Origin of the sequence: Streptococcus mitis (assembly GCF_001074635.1) — a bacterium.
Taxonomy (GTDB): Bacteria; Bacillota; Bacilli; order Lactobacillales; family Streptococcaceae; genus Streptococcus; species Streptococcus mitis_E.
In genome coordinates, this window is the sequence record NZ_JUQO01000003.1 from 1 (window position 1) to 14,089 (window position 14,089).

Below are 14,089 nucleotides of genomic sequence, written 5' to 3' on the forward strand. Positions count from 1 at the left end.
AGCAACCTGCGGCTAGCTTCCTAGTTTGCTCTTTGATTTTCATTGAGTATTAGCCTTTCGTGTTTGTTTAGCGTCTTAAAAAGACATTTGAGAAGATTAGAAACAGTTCTCTCTTTTCTCCGAGTATAATGATTGGTAGGAAGGGAGAGAAAAGATGAAATCAATGAGAATCTTATTTTTGTTAGCTTTAATTCAAATCAGTTTGAGTAGTTGTTTCCTATGGAAAGAATGCATCTTGTCCTTTAAACAAAGTACAGCTTTTTTCATCGGAAGTATGGTCTTCGTTTCAGGAATCTGTGCTGGAGTAAATTATCTTTATACCCGTAAGCAAGAAGTCCATAGTGTCCTAGCCAGTAAGCAGTCAGTGAAGCTTTTTTACAGTATCCTGCTCTTAATTAATTTGTTAGGAGCTGTTCTTGTCTTGTCAGATAACTTGTTCATCAAAAATACGCTGCAGCAAGAATTAGTTGACTTTTTATTGCCATCCTTCTTTTTCCTATTTGGACTAGATTTGCTGATTTTTTTACCCTTGAAAAAATACATGCGTGATTTGCTTGCTATGCTAGATAGAAAAAAGACAGTGTTGGTGACTATTTTAGCAACACTTCTCTTCTTAAGAAATCCAATGACCATTGTCTCACTTCTGATGTATATTGGACTGGGCTTGTTTTTTGCAGCCTATCTTGTCCCGAATTCTGTTAAAAAGGAAGTTTCCTTTTATGGTCATATTTTCCGAGATCTTGTATTGGTCATTGCTACGCTCATTTTCTTTTAGAGAAAGCTTGTTTTTATGGATGTTATGATGGTAAGTTTAGCAGGAAAATAGACACAAAAGAAAAGTTTTTGGTATAATAAGAATATGTACACAAAAAATGAAGAAGAGTTGCAAGCCTTAGGGGAGCGTTTGGGTCATCTATTAGAAAAGAATGATGTTTTAATCTTAACTGGAGAACTGGGCGCAGGTAAAACGACCTTTACTAAAGGACTTGCTAAAGGTTTACAGATTTCTCAAATGATTAAAAGTCCAACCTACACTATCGTAAGAGAGTATGAAGGTCGTCTTCCGCTTTACCACCTAGATGTTTATCGTATTGAAGGAGATGCGGATTCTATCGACTTGGATGAGTTTCTCTTTGGTGGCGGAGTGACTGTTATCGAGTGGGGAAATCTCTTAGGAGATGCCTTGCCAGATACTTATTTAGAATTGGAAATTTTAAAAGAAGCAGATGGACGCCGTTTAAATTTCCAGGCAAAGGGGTTGCGTGCTGAGAAATTGTTAGAGGAGCTTCAACATGGAGTATGAATTGCTCATTAGGGAAGCAGAGCCTAAAGATGCAGCTGAATTAGTGGCCTTTTTAAATCGTGTGAGTTTGGAGACAGATTTTACCAGCTTAGACGGAGATGGTATTCTCTTGACCAGTGAGGAGATGGAAATATTCCTCAACAAGCAAGCTAGTTCGGATAATCAGATAACCTTACTTGCATTCTTAAATGATAAAATTGCTGGTATTGTAAATATTACAGCTGACCAGCGTAAGAGAGTCCGTCATATTGGAGATCTCTTCATTGTGATTGGAAAAAGATATTGGAATAATGGACTGGGAAGTTTGTTGCTAGAAGAAGCGATAGAGTGGGCACAAGCAAGCGGCATTCTGCGTCGTCTCCAACTGACTGTCCAAACTCGTAATCAAGCAGCAGTTCATCTTTATCAAAAGCATGGCTTTGTCATTGAAGGTCGCCAAGAGCGTGGAGCATATATAGAAGAAGGGAAATTTATCGATGTTTACTTGATGGGTAAACTGATAGATTAGTAGAAATATGGTTAAAAAAATTATTGGAATGGTGCTAGCTTTTCTAGCTGTGACAGTTTTAGGTGTCGGTGTTTTTGCGTATACTATTTATCAGCAAGGCACACAAACCTTATCAAAGACCTATAAAAAAATAGGAGAAGAAACCAAGGTTATTGAAGCAACAGAGCCTTTGACCATTCTGTTAATGGGAGTTGATACTGGGAATGTAGAGCGTACAGATCAGTGGGCTGGAAATAGTGATTCTATGATTCTCTTGACTGTCAATCCACATACTAAGAAGACCATGATGCTGAGTTTGGAACGTGATATCCTGACTAAAATTCAACATAAAGATGGTAGTATTGAAGAAGCGAAACTAAACGCTGCCTATGCTGGTGGTGGAGCAGAACTTGCTATAGAAACAATTCAAAAGATGATGAATATCCATATCGATCGCTACATTATGGTTAATATGCAAGGATTGCAACAATTGGTCGATGCAGTGGGAGGTATTACGGTCAATAATACACTAGGTTTCCCGATTTCTATCAGTGACCAAGAAGAATTTAACACCATTTCTATCGGTGTTGGAGAGCAGACAATAAATGGAGAAGAAGCGCTTGTTTATTCACGCATGCGTTATCAAGATCCAGAAGGAGACTATGGTCGTCAAAAGCGCCAGCGTGAAGTCATTCAAAAAGTTGTTGAAAAAGTTCTTAGTTTGAATAGTGTCAGTCACTACCAATCTATTTTAAAAGCCCTAAGTACTAATATGCAGACTAATATTGACTTATCTGCGACAAGCATTCCAAGCTTGTTGGGCTATAAAGATTCATTTAAAACCATTGAATCTCAACAATTGAAGGGCGAAGGAGAGATGTTGCAAGGTATTTCTTACCAGATTGTTTCGAGAGAGCATATGTTGGAAATGCAGAATATATTGCGACGTTCTTTGGGACAAGAAGAAGTCACTCAGCTGGAAACAAATGTTGTCTTATTTGAAGATTTGTTTGGACGGGTGCCTGTTGGTGATGGGGAGAATCAACAACAAGGTGTCTTTGTAACAAATGAAGTAGAATAGTTCGTTTTTTAATACAAATAAAAAATTAATCGTGGGAAATTTCCTGCGATTTTTTCAAAAAAATACGAATAGATAGGTAGGAGGAAACATGAAAGCAGAAATCATTGCTGTTGGAACAGAAATTTTGACAGGACAGATTGTCAATACCAATGCTCAGTTTTTGTCGGAAAAACTAGCAGAGATTGGAGTAGATGTTTATTTTCAGACGGCTGTAGGAGACAATGAAGCTCGTCTCTTGTCTTTGCTTGAGATTGCCAGTCAACGTAGTAGTCTGGCGATTTTGACAGGCGGTTTGGGGCCAACTGAGGACGATTTGACCAAACAAACTCTGGCTAAATTTTTAGGGAAAGAATTAGTCTTCGATCCTCAGGCTCAGGAGAAGTTGGATGTCTTTTTTGCCCAGCGACCAGACTATGCCCGAACACCGAATAACGAAAGACAAGCTCAAATTGTAGAAGGAGCGACTCCACTGCCAAACGAAACAGGACTGGCTGTGGGAGGAATATTGGAAGTCGAAGGAGTGACCTACGTCGTCCTTCCAGGTCCACCAAGTGAATTGAAGCCTATGGTCTTAAATCAACTTCTACCCAAGTTGATGACAGGGAGCAAGCTGTATTCCCGAGTTCTTCGTTTCTTTGGAATTGGCGAAAGTCAGTTGGTTACGATTTTGTCTGATTTGATTGATAATCAAACCGATCCGACCTTGGCACCTTATGCCAAGACAGGAGAGGTAACCTTGCGTCTGTCAACAAAGGCTAGCAGTCAAGAAGAGGCAAATCAGGCGCTGGATATCTTGGAAAATCAAATCTTGAATCGCAAGACTTTTGAAGGCCTTTCTTTACGAGACCTTTGTTATGGTTATGGGGAAGAAACTAGTTTAGCTAGCATTGTGGTAGAAGAACTGAAAAGGCAAGGGAAAACCATCACGGCTGCTGAGAGTTTGACGGCAGGGCTTTTCCAAGCTAGGGTAGCTGATTTTTCAGGAGCTTCAAGTATATTTAAGGGTGGTTTTGTGACCTATAGCTTGGAGGAAAAATCAAAGATGTTGGATATTCCTGCCAAGGATTTGGAAGAACACGGTGTGGTGTCTGAATTTACAGCTCAGAAGATGGCTGAGCAGGCGCGAAGCAAGACCCAGTCAGATTTTGGCCTTAGTTTGACTGGAGTGGCAGGACCAGATAGCCTAGAAGGGCACCCAGCTGGGACAGTCTTCATAGGCTTGGCACAGGAGCAAGGAACTGAGGTTATCAAGGTGAATATTGGAGGCAGAAGTCGAGCAGATGTACGTCACATTGCGGTTATGCATGCCTTTAACCTAGTTCGCAAGGCTTTATTAAGTGACTAACTTTTGATATAATAGTAGATAGGTCTGAGGACCATTAGAATGTAGGAGAATAGAATGGCGAAAAAACCAAAAAAATTAGATGAAATTTCAAAAAAATTTGGGGCAGAACGTGAAAAAGCCTTGAATGACGCTCTTAAACTGATTGAGAAAGACTTTGGTAAAGGATCAATCATGCGTTTGGGTGAACGTGCCGAGCAAAAGGTGCAAGTGATGAGCTCAGGTTCTTTGGCTCTTGACATCGCCCTTGGTTCAGGTGGTTATCCTAAGGGACGTATCATCGAAATCTACGGACCAGAGTCATCTGGTAAGACGACGGTTGCCCTTCATGCAGTTGCACAAGCGCAAAAGGAAGGTGGGATTGCAGCCTTTATCGATGCGGAACATGCCCTTGATCCAGCTTATGCTGCGGCCCTTGGTGTCAATATTGACGAATTGCTCTTGTCACAACCAGACTCAGGAGAGCAAGGTCTTGAGATTGCAGGAAAATTGATTGACTCAGGAGCCGTGGATCTTGTCGTAGTCGACTCAGTTGCGGCACTTGTACCTCGTGCAGAAATTGATGGAGATATCGGAGATAGCCACGTTGGTTTGCAGGCTCGTATGATGAGCCAGGCTATGCGTAAACTTGGTGCTTCTATCAATAAAACCAAAACAATTGCCATCTTTATCAACCAATTGCGTGAAAAAGTTGGAGTGATGTTTGGAAATCCAGAAACAACACCTGGTGGACGTGCTCTGAAATTCTACGCATCAGTCCGTTTGGATGTTCGTGGAAGCACGCAAATCAAGGGAACTGGTGACCAAAAAGATACCAATGTCGGTAAAGAAACTAAAATCAAGGTTGTGAAAAACAAGGTAGCTCCACCATTTAAGGAAGCCTTCGTTGAAATCATGTACGGAGAAGGGATTTCTAAGACTGGTGAACTCTTGAAAATCGCAAGCGATTTGGATATCATCAAAAAAGCAGGGGCTTGGTACTCTTACAAGGATGAGAAAATCGGGCAAGGTTCTGAAAATGCTAAGAAATACTTGGCAGATAACCCAGAAATCTTTGATGAAATTGACCATCAAGTCCGTGTTCAATTTGGTTTGGTTGATGGAGAAGAAGCTTCTGTAGAAGGTGTTGAAACTCAAAAAGATGAAGCAGTTCAAGCAGATTCTGTGAATGAAGAAGTAACTCTTGATCTAGGCGATGAGCTTGAAATCGAAATTGAAGAATAAGCTGTTAAAGTAGTGGAGAAATCCACTGCTTTTTCGGTTTTTTGTTCAAGATTTCAGATTGACTATAGTTTGCTGTTTCTTGTTGCTCCACTAGAAAGCTGATATAATAGCCTTATGAATAAAAAACGAACAGTGGACCTGATACATGGTCCGATTCTTCCCTCGCTCTTAAGCTTCGCCTTCCCAACCTTGCTATCAAATATTTTTCAACAGCTCTATAATACTGCTGATGTCTTGATTGTTGGACGATTTCTGGGTCAAGAATCCTTGGCTGCAGTAGGAGCGACGACAGCGATTTTTGACCTGATTGTAGGTTTTACTCTTGGTGTTGGCAATGGCATGGGAATTGTCATTGCTCGCTATTATGGGGCTCGGAATTTCACTAAAATCAAGGAGGCAGTAGCAGCCACCTGGATTTTAGGTGCGCTTTTGAGTATTGTAGTTATGTTGCTGGGCTTTCTTGGCTTGTATCCACTCTTGCAATATTTAGATACTCCTGCAGAAATCCTTCCCCAGTCCTATCAATATATTTCTATGATTGTGACTTGTGTTGGTGTCAGCTTTGCTTATAATCTTTTTGCAGGCTTGTTGCGGTCTATTGGGGACAGTCTAGCTGCCCTTGGATTTTTGATTTTTTCTGCCTTGGTCAATGTGGTTTTGGATTTGTATTTCATTACGCAATTGCAACTGGGAGTTCAATCTGCAGGACTTGCTACCATCATTTCGCAAGGTTTATCAGCGATTCTCTGCTTTTATTATATCCGTAAGAGTGTGCCAGAACTTTTGCCTCAACTCAAGCATTTCAAATGGGACAAGGCCTTATACGCCGATCTCTTGGAGCAAGGTTTGGCTATGGGTTTGATGAGTTCAATTGTATCGATCGGCAGTGTGATTTTACAGTCTTCTGTTAATACCTTTGGTGCCGTAATTATTAGTGCCCAGACGGCGGCTCGACGCATTATGGCCTTCGCCCTTCTTCCTATGACCGCTATTTCTGCATCAATGACGACCTTTGCTTCTCAGAATCTAGGAGCTAAGCGACCAGACCGCATTGTTCAAGGACTTCGAATCGGCAGTCGTTTAAGTATATCCTGGGCAATTTTTGTTTGTGTCTTCCTCTTTTTTGCCAGTCCAGCCTTGGTTTCCTTCTTGGCTAGTTCGACAGATGGTTATTTGGTAGAAAATGGAAGTCTCTATCTGCAAATCAGCTCAGCCTTTTATCCCATTTTGAGCCTCTTGTTGATTTATCGCAATTGCTTGCAGGGCTTGGGGCAAAAGATCCTTCCTCTGGTTTCTAGCTTTATCGAACTAATCGGGAAAATCGCTTTTGTGGTCTTGATTATCCCTTGGGCAGGCTATAAGGGAGTTATTCTTTGCGAACCCCTAATCTGGGTTGCCATGACCATTCAGCTGTACTTCTCACTGTTCCGTCACCCCTTGATAAAAGAAGGCAAGGCAATCTTGGCAAGCAAAGTGCTATCATAGTTGGATTTACTGAATAAAATCTATTTCCTCTAGTGAAAATCGAAAAAACTTGTGTTATAATAAGAAAGATTAAAATGTGAAAAAAGGAGATTCCTAATGGGACGTAAATGGGCCAATATCGTAGCCAAGAAAACGGCTAAAGATGGAGCTAACTCTAAAGTATATGCAAAATTTGGTGTAGAAATCTATGTAGCAGCTAAAAAAGGTGATCCAGATCCAGAATCAAACTCAGCTTTGAAATTCGTTATCGACCGTGCTAAACAAGCCCAAGTGCCAAAACACGTTATCGATAAAGCGATTGATAAAGCAAAAGGAAACACAGATGAAACCTTTACAGAAGGACGTTACGAAGGTTTTGGACCAAATGGTTCTATGTTGATTGTTGATACCTTGACTTCAAACGTTAACCGTACAGCGGCCAATGTCCGTGCAGCCTTTGGTAAAAACGGCGGAAACATGGGTGCTTCAGGTTCGGTTTCATACCTCTTTGACAACAAGGGTGTTATCGTATTTGCTGGAGAAGATGCGGACGCGGTCTTTGAGCAATTGCTAGAAGCAGATGTGGATGTGGATGACGTAGAAGCAGAAGAAGGTACAATCACAGTTTACACAGCTCCAACTGACCTTCATAAGGCTATCGTTGCCCTTCGTGAGTCAGGTATCGAAGAATTCCAAGTGACTGAATTGGAAATGATTCCTCAATCAGAAGTGGAATTGTCAGGCGATGACCTTGAAACCTTTGAAAAACTTTACAGCGTCCTTGAAGACGACGAAGACGTACAAAAAATCTACACAAACGTAGACGGGTTCTAATTTAACCTAGAGAACATGATCCTAAGTGAAAAAATCACTTGGGATTTTTTGAATCAAGAAAATAGTTCTCTTGGAAACTTTTTTTCTTGACATCTTTTCTGAAAATGGTAAAATAGTTCCCATGGAAACTTATTTAGTTCCTAGGAGAACTAAATGTGATGGTTAGAAAGGAGTTAGTATGGATAAACCGATGTTAGTCTTTAAGCGTTTTGGTCATCAGATTCACCTGATGGTGCAAAAGGAAGCCAGACGTTGCGGCATTGAATTTATGGGTGGGCCGCAAGGTCAGGTTGTGCGTTTTTTGGATAATTGTGAGAAAAACCAAGACTTGGTCTTGATTAAAGATATCGAGCAGGAACTCAATATTACCAAGTCTGTTGCTAGTAATTTGGTCAAGCGTATGGTGCAAAATGGTTTGGTGGAATTGGAGGCGAGTCCTAGCGATAAGCGGGCAAAATTTGTTCGTTTGACGGACAAAGCACGTTCTCAGATGCAACAGGTTAAGTCTTTTTTTGAACGAATAGACAAGCAGTTGATGGAAGACATTGATGAAGATGAATTACTGATTTTTGAGAAAGTTCTCGGTCAACTACAGGAAAATATCAAGGGAATAGGAGGAGAGAATGAAGAAATTAGCCAAACGAATTAGTAGAAAAGAATGGGGGATGATTTTACTTGCCATTCTCTTTACTTGCTTTTCGGTCTATCTGGAGTTGGAAGTGCCAACCTATATCTCGAAAATTACGGATTTGCTAGGTAGTCAAGGAACTAATTTAGATGAGTTGTGGCAGCCGGCAAGCATGATGGTGGGAATGTCCTTTCTTGCCTTCTTGTCCGTAGTTGCAGTTGGATTTTTTGCATCTCGAGTGGCAGCTTCTTATACTAGTAGGCTGAGAAGTGATATTTTTAACCGAGTTTTGGATTACTCGCAGACAGAGATTAAGAAATTCTCTATTCCCAGTCTCCTAACTCGTACCACCAATGACATTACTCAAGTTCAAATGTTGATTACCATGGGCTTGCAAGTGGTTACGCGTGGTCCAATTATGGCTATCTGGGCTATTGGGAAGATTTTAGGTCATTCAGAATACTGGCTCTGGGCCGTACTTGTGGCAGTGATTGTCAACGTCCTGATGACGACTGTTTTGATGACGCTAGCCTTTCCAAAACAGTCCTTGATTCAGGGGCTGACAGATAAGCTGAACAGTATCACTCGTGAGAGTTTAACAGGTATTCGTGTCGTTCGCGCCTACAATGCTGAAGAATACCAAAATGAAAAATTTGCATCAGCAAATGATGAATTGACACGCTTGAATTTGTTTGTCAACCGTCTTATGGCTATTTTAAACCCTATCATGATGGGGATTTCAAGTGGTTTGAGTGTGGCGATTTACTGGATTGGGGCCTATGTGATTAACGACGCTGCTCCGATAGCGCGTCTGCCTCTCTTTAGTGACATGATTGTTTTCATGTCTTATGCCATGCAGGTTGTCATGGGCTTCCTTCTCATGGGAGCACTCTTCATCGTTCTTCCCCGAACTATGGTATCTGCTAAGCGGATTAATCAAGTTTTAGATTTGCATTCTTCTATCCAAAACCCTGCTCAAGTGCAGCTGGCTGATGAAAACCTCAAAGCTCAGGTCGAGTTTAAGGATGTGACCTTCCGCTATGCGGTAAATTCGGAGGCGGTTATTGAGAATGTTAGCTTTAGAGCAGAAACTGGTCAAACAGTGGCCTTTATTGGGTCAACAGGTTCTGGTAAATCAACTCTGGTCAATCTGATTCCACGTTTCTACGACGTGTCAGAAGGAGAAATTCTGGTGGACGGTGTCAATGTTCAAGACTATTCCTTAGAAGATTTGCGCAACAAGGTTGGTTATATTCCTCAGAAAGCGGTTCTCTTTTCAGGTGATGTCAAGGGCAATCTAGAATTTGGACAGAGTCAAGAAACACCACTTAGTGAGCAGGCTATGTGGCAGGCTTTGGAGTTAGCCCAGTCTAAGAACTTTATCGAAGACAAGGAAGCGGGCTTAGCGTCAGAAGTGGCCCAAGGAGGAACTAACTTCTCAGGTGGTCAAAGACAGCGTCTGGCAATTGCGCGTGCCTTGGCTCGGAAACCAGAAATCCTCATCTTTGATGACTCCTTCTCAGCCTTGGACTACAAGACAGACCGTGTCCTACGCCAAGAGTTAGCAGAGAAAACAAAATCTATGACCAAACTTATCGTTGCACAACGTATTTCAACCATTATGGATGCAGATTTGATTTTAGTCTTGGATCAAGGAAAAGTCGTGGGGCAAGGCACTCATAAGGAACTTCTAGCTAATAACGAAGTTTACCAAGAAATTGCCTATTCACAACTATCGAAGGAGGAATTGGAACATGGAAAATAAGAAAATGTCTCTCTGGAAACAGAGTAAACCCTATCTTGCAGGCCTCCAGTTTGCCCTTCTGATAGCCTTTCTAGCAACAATCGTATCCAATATCATTACTGTTTATGGGCCGACTCGCATCAAGGAAATGACTAATATTATTGCCAGTGGTCTGGAAACAAGTGTGGATGTCGCAGCGGTTGCAGCTATTGGTGGTTTTTTGGCCGTGATTTATGTGATCGGACTTCTATCAAATTATTTACAGGCCTTTCTGTTTACAACAGCCATTCAACGTTTTTCAGAGCGTTTGAGAAGAGCTATTGCAGAGAAAATCAATCGCCTTCCATTAGGATATTTTGATGGACATTCTCAAGGAGATACCTTGTCTCGTGTAACCAATGATGTTGACACTGCAGCCCAGTCCCTCAATCAAAGTCTGGGAACAGTTCTTTCATCTAGTTTATTGGTCTTAGCAGTCTTGGTAACCATGTTTGGGATGAACTGGATTTTAGCCTTGGTGACGGTTGTTTCAACCCTTATTGGTTTTGTTTTCGTGTCCGTCTTTATGGGCAAATCGCAGGGCTTCTTTAAGAGTCAGCAACAGGATTTGGCAGCTGTCAATGGCTATGTGGAGGAAATGTACTCTGGCCATAATGTGGTGACCAGTTACAATGCTATCGAGAGTACGAAAGAAGAGTTTGCGAAATTAAACCATCGTCTGTATGATAGTATCTGGAAATCTCAGTTTATTTCAGGGATTATGATGCCGATTATGATGTTTATTGGGAACTTTAGCTATGCCTTGGTGATTATCGTTGGTGCAGCCTTGGCTTTAAATGGACACATCAGTATCGGGATTATCGTTGCCTTTATGGCCTACGTTCGTATCTTTTCTCAGCCTCTTTCACAAATTGCCCAAGGGATTACTAGTCTTCAGCAGGCTAGTGCAGCCATGGGACGTGTCTTCGAATTCCTAGCTGAAGAGGAAATGGAAGATGAATCCCATATAGAAAGACAATTGAGCGATATGAAAGGTCAAGTAGTCTTTGATCGAGTCTCCTTTGGTTATACACCAGAGCGAACCATTATCCATGATTTTTCTGCGACCGCTCATGCAGGTCAAAAGGTTGCCATTGTCGGACCGACCGGAGCTGGGAAGACAACCATTGTCAATCTTTTGATGAAGTTCTATGAGCTTGATAAGGGAAGTATCCGTATCGATGGTGTGGATACCAAGGAGATGAAGCGTTCGGAAGTACACGATGCCTTTTCAATGGTCTTGCAGGATACTTGGCTCTTTGAAGGTACTATCCGAGATAATCTCATCTATAACCAAGAGGGTATTAGTGATGAGCGCGTGATTGAAGCCAGCAAGGCTGTAGGGATTCACCACTTTATTATGACCCTACCAGATGGTTACGATACAGTCTTGGACGACACAGTGACCTTGTCTGTCGGGCAAAAACAACTCTTGACCATTGCTCGTGCTTTGCTGAAAGATGCACCGCTCCTAATCCTAGATGAGGCGACTTCTTCTGTTGATACCCGTACAGAGGAATTGATCCAGAAAGCCATGGACCGTTTGATGGAGGGAAGGACTTCCTTTGTCATCGCCCACCGCTTGTCAACCATTCGTAATGCTGATCTGATTCTTGTCATGAAAGATGGCAATATCATCGAGCAAGGCAATCATGACGAGCTAATGGCGCAAGCTGGTTTCTACGCTGACCTCTACAACAGTCAGTTTACAGAAGACGAAGCAGAAGAATAAATCTAAGAAGGCTTGACGGCCTTCTTTTTCTGCACTATACTAGAAGACAAGTGCTTCCCTATAAGCAAAATTTGAGTAAGTGATGAGAAAATATATGAAAAATTATCAAGAATGGTATAAGCATATTGCTGGTAAGATTGAAAATAAGCCTGTCTTTCTGAGATTGTTAAGAGTTTTCAATCGGTTGATGACAGTAGTTATACCTATAGTCTATCTAACCTTGTTAGTAATTACCTATCTCCAAGAAGGACTTGGGAAACAGGTCTGTGTCTATGTGTTTATCCCTGCGTCAGGTTTTGTGATTTTGTCCTTTCTTCGTAAGAAAATCAATGCCCCTAGGCCTTATGAGGAATGGGATATTAACCCCTTGCTTGACAGAGATAGTCCTGGTCAGTCTATGCCCAGTCGTCATGTCTTTTCTGCAACCATTATCTCCATGGCTTGCTTACATGCTAGTTTATCTGTAGGGGTTATCTTGTTGGTCTTGTCAGCCCTCCTCGGTCTCGTGAGAGTCTTAGGTGGCGTGCATTATCCCAAGGATGTAGTGGTTGGCTATATTTGTGGTCTTGTGTGGGGTGTGATTTTCTTTCTATTTTGACTTGTCAGTTAAGGTAGCCTTACAACCACTTACGGGTCTAAAGTAACCACTTGCTTTTTTGCTCTTGTTTTCCTATTTTTCCTTTGATATAGTAGAGTCAGAAAGGAGATGGAATGAAGTTACGAATCGAAATTGACAGCAATTTAGAGGAAACTGAAATTGTCATCAAGGCAGCGGCTTTGACAGATGAGATCGCGGATTTACAGCGCCTCTTGCAAGAGTCCAAGTCTCCTAGGTTGATTTTTTACAAGGGAACAGGTGAATATTATCTGGATTTGTCGGAAATTCTCTTCTTTGAGACGGAAGGTAGCAAGATTTATGCCCATACCCAGAAAGATGCTTACGAAGTTCGGCTCAAGCTTTATGAGTTGGAGTCTATCCTGCCCCGTTATTTCAGTCGAGTATCCAAATCGACCATTGCTAATATTCGGCAAGTTTACTCGGTGGACAAGTCCTTTTCAGGAACGGGCACCATTTCCTTCTATCAGACTCACAAGGAGGTTCATGTCTCACGATATTACCAATCCCTCCTAAAAGAAAATCTAAGAAACATGAGGTAAGAACATGAAAAAGAAAGCATTTGGTATTGTGTTGCTTATTTTGGCGGCTTTAATATTATTACAAGGGAATTTTGGAATCCCTTCATTCGGTGGGCAAATTTGGCCCTTGCTTGGTATTGCATTTTTTGCCTATCAATCAGTTGGAGCTTTGTTGCGTCGTCACTTAACTTCAGCCTCTTTTACAGCTCTAGTGGCCCTCATGATTGCTAACCACTTTTATGGCATTTTACCAATTCCCAATCAGTCATTGTTCTGGGCAAGTATTTTAATCGTAATGGGTGTCAGCGCACTCACTCATTCTAACAGAACTTGGAATGGGAAAAAATGGTGGTATGATGGTGAAAAGACCATTCTGACAGATAAGGAAGTTGCTTTTGGAAGTGGGACTTTCTACAAGCAAGAGCAAGAATTGGTAGAAGATCAAGTAGAAGTTGGTTTTGGCAATGCCAAGATATATTATGACAATGCAGAGATTTTAGGAGATACCGCAACCTTGAAGATAGAAGTCGGTTTTGGGAATGCAGTTATCTATGTTCCTCAACATTGGGGAGTTGATTTAAAGGTAGAAACTTTCTGTGGCGTAGCCAAGGCAGATACTCCTCTAGCCCCAACCAGCAAAACCTTGATTATCCGTGGAGATGTGGCTTTTGGGAAGTTGGGAATTGTCTACGTTAAATAAAAAAATCTTCCAATTCCCTTGCAAAAATGAAGAAAGTGTGATAACATAGTACGGTATGTGGTGCTAGCACATCCGCTATATTAGATCTAATAGGAGGAAAACACAATGGCTAAAGTATGTTACTTTACAGGTCGTAAGACTGTATCAGGAAACAACCGTTCACACGCAATGAACCAAACAAAACGTGCCGTAAAACCAAACCTTCAAAAAGTTACTGTTCTTATCGATGGTAAACCTAAAAAAGTTTGGGCTTCAGCTCGTGCTTTGAAATCAGGTAAAGTTGAACGCGTTTAATAATAAAAGTAAGGAGACCTTAGGGTCAATGTCATTAAGTTAAGAAATTCAAATACAGTTCTGTATTTGGGTTTCTTTTT

At 41.4% G+C, this 14,089-nt stretch carries 15 protein-coding genes; all 15 read left to right on the forward strand.

Annotated features, from left to right (window positions below; all coding sequences use genetic code 11):
* Positions 1–154 precede the first annotated feature (154 nt).
* The 15 genes from ADI58_RS00010 (at position 155) to rpmB (ending at position 14,009) form a co-directional block, all read left to right on the forward strand.
* Entirely contained in the window at positions 155–775 is a 621-nt protein-coding gene (locus ADI58_RS00010; protein WP_049520987.1) for a hypothetical protein, read from the forward strand.
* An 84-nt stretch (positions 776–859) separates the two neighbouring features.
* Positions 860–1,303, forward strand: a complete 444-nt coding sequence (gene tsaE / locus ADI58_RS00015; RefSeq protein WP_000288238.1) for a tRNA (adenosine(37)-N6)-threonylcarbamoyltransferase complex ATPase subunit type 1 TsaE — start codon at positions 860–862, stop codon at positions 1,301–1,303.
* On the forward strand, positions 1,293–1,811 hold the full coding sequence (locus ADI58_RS00020; RefSeq protein ID WP_049520988.1) for a GNAT family N-acetyltransferase: 519 nt from the start codon (positions 1,293–1,295) through the stop codon (positions 1,809–1,811). The genes tsaE and ADI58_RS00020 overlap by 11 nt, the downstream gene beginning before the upstream one ends.
* Positions 1,812–1,818: 7 nt before the next feature.
* Positions 1,819–2,871, forward strand: coding sequence for a glycopolymer--peptidoglycan transferase LytR (gene lytR, locus ADI58_RS00025; protein ID WP_049520989.1), 1,053 nt, complete (start codon positions 1,819–1,821; stop codon positions 2,869–2,871).
* 88 nt (positions 2,872–2,959) lie between these two features.
* Positions 2,960–4,216 (forward strand): competence/damage-inducible protein A, encoded by a 1,257-nt coding sequence (locus tag ADI58_RS00030; RefSeq protein WP_049520990.1) that lies wholly within the window; start codon positions 2,960–2,962, stop codon positions 4,214–4,216.
* A 54-nt stretch (positions 4,217–4,270) separates the two neighbouring features.
* A complete protein-coding gene (recA, locus tag ADI58_RS00035; RefSeq protein WP_049520991.1) occupies positions 4,271–5,437 on the forward strand; it encodes a recombinase RecA in 1,167 nt (388 codons plus the stop codon).
* 114 nt (positions 5,438–5,551) lie between these two features.
* Entirely contained in the window at positions 5,552–6,922 is a 1,371-nt protein-coding gene (locus tag ADI58_RS00040) for an MATE family efflux transporter (RefSeq protein WP_049520992.1), read from the forward strand.
* Between the two features lie 96 nt (positions 6,923–7,018).
* Entirely contained in the window at positions 7,019–7,735 is a 717-nt protein-coding gene (locus ADI58_RS00045) for a YebC/PmpR family DNA-binding transcriptional regulator (protein WP_000532877.1), read from the forward strand.
* Between the two features lie 178 nt (positions 7,736–7,913).
* Positions 7,914–8,384, forward strand: a complete 471-nt coding sequence (locus tag ADI58_RS00050) for a MarR family winged helix-turn-helix transcriptional regulator (protein WP_049520993.1) — start codon at positions 7,914–7,916, stop codon at positions 8,382–8,384.
* Positions 8,359–10,128, forward strand: coding sequence for an ABC transporter ATP-binding protein (locus ADI58_RS00055; protein ID WP_049520994.1), 1,770 nt, complete (start codon positions 8,359–8,361; stop codon positions 10,126–10,128). Before ADI58_RS00050 ends, ADI58_RS00055 begins: the two co-directional genes overlap by 26 nt.
* On the forward strand, positions 10,118–11,878 hold the full coding sequence (locus ADI58_RS00060) for an ABC transporter ATP-binding protein (protein ID WP_049520995.1): 1,761 nt from the start codon (positions 10,118–10,120) through the stop codon (positions 11,876–11,878). The genes ADI58_RS00055 and ADI58_RS00060 overlap by 11 nt, the downstream gene beginning before the upstream one ends.
* 94 nt (positions 11,879–11,972) lie before the next feature.
* On the forward strand, positions 11,973–12,476 hold the full coding sequence (locus ADI58_RS00065; RefSeq protein WP_049520996.1) for a phosphatase PAP2 family protein: 504 nt from the start codon (positions 11,973–11,975) through the stop codon (positions 12,474–12,476).
* 113 nt (positions 12,477–12,589) lie between these two features.
* A complete protein-coding gene (locus tag ADI58_RS00070) occupies positions 12,590–13,036 on the forward strand; it encodes a LytTR family DNA-binding domain-containing protein (RefSeq protein WP_049520997.1) in 447 nt (148 codons plus the stop codon).
* Positions 13,037–13,040: 4 nt separating this feature from the next.
* Complete coding sequence (locus ADI58_RS00075; RefSeq protein WP_049520998.1) at positions 13,041–13,715, forward strand: LiaF transmembrane domain-containing protein; 675 nt, start codon at positions 13,041–13,043, stop codon at positions 13,713–13,715.
* A gap of 105 nt (positions 13,716–13,820) precedes the next feature.
* Positions 13,821–14,009, forward strand: a complete 189-nt coding sequence (rpmB, locus tag ADI58_RS00080) for a 50S ribosomal protein L28 (RefSeq protein WP_001140948.1) — start codon at positions 13,821–13,823, stop codon at positions 14,007–14,009.
* Positions 14,010–14,089: the final 80 nt, after the last annotated feature.

What these genes read in the sequence shown, in the direction of transcription:
- ADI58_RS00010 (WP_049520987.1), top strand. Translation starts at nt 155, where the DNA reads ATGAAATCAATGAGAATCTTATTTTTGTTAGCTTTAATTCAAATCAGT.
- ADI58_RS00050 (WP_049520993.1), top strand. Translation starts at nt 7,914, where the DNA reads ATGGATAAACCGATGTTAGTCTTTAAGCGTTTTGGTCATCAGATTCAC.
- ADI58_RS00060 (WP_049520995.1), top strand. Translation starts at nt 10,118, where the DNA reads ATGGAAAATAAGAAAATGTCTCTCTGGAAACAGAGTAAACCCTATCTT.
- ADI58_RS00065 (WP_049520996.1), top strand. Translation starts at nt 11,973, where the DNA reads ATGAAAAATTATCAAGAATGGTATAAGCATATTGCTGGTAAGATTGAA.
- ADI58_RS00045 (WP_000532877.1), top strand. Translation starts at nt 7,019, where the DNA reads ATGGGACGTAAATGGGCCAATATCGTAGCCAAGAAAACGGCTAAAGAT.
- ADI58_RS00075 (WP_049520998.1), top strand. Translation starts at nt 13,041, where the DNA reads ATGAAAAAGAAAGCATTTGGTATTGTGTTGCTTATTTTGGCGGCTTTA.
- ADI58_RS00040 (WP_049520992.1), top strand. Translation starts at nt 5,552, where the DNA reads ATGAATAAAAAACGAACAGTGGACCTGATACATGGTCCGATTCTTCCC.
- ADI58_RS00020 (WP_049520988.1), top strand. Translation starts at nt 1,293, where the DNA reads ATGGAGTATGAATTGCTCATTAGGGAAGCAGAGCCTAAAGATGCAGCT.
- ADI58_RS00055 (WP_049520994.1), top strand. Translation starts at nt 8,359, where the DNA reads ATGAAGAAATTAGCCAAACGAATTAGTAGAAAAGAATGGGGGATGATT.
- ADI58_RS00070 (WP_049520997.1), top strand. Translation starts at nt 12,590, where the DNA reads ATGAAGTTACGAATCGAAATTGACAGCAATTTAGAGGAAACTGAAATT.
- rpmB (WP_001140948.1), top strand. Translation starts at nt 13,821, where the DNA reads ATGGCTAAAGTATGTTACTTTACAGGTCGTAAGACTGTATCAGGAAAC.
- tsaE (WP_000288238.1), top strand. Translation starts at nt 860, where the DNA reads ATGTACACAAAAAATGAAGAAGAGTTGCAAGCCTTAGGGGAGCGTTTG.
- ADI58_RS00030 (WP_049520990.1), top strand. Translation starts at nt 2,960, where the DNA reads ATGAAAGCAGAAATCATTGCTGTTGGAACAGAAATTTTGACAGGACAG.
- lytR (WP_049520989.1), top strand. Translation starts at nt 1,819, where the DNA reads ATGGTTAAAAAAATTATTGGAATGGTGCTAGCTTTTCTAGCTGTGACA.
- recA (WP_049520991.1), top strand. Translation starts at nt 4,271, where the DNA reads ATGGCGAAAAAACCAAAAAAATTAGATGAAATTTCAAAAAAATTTGGG.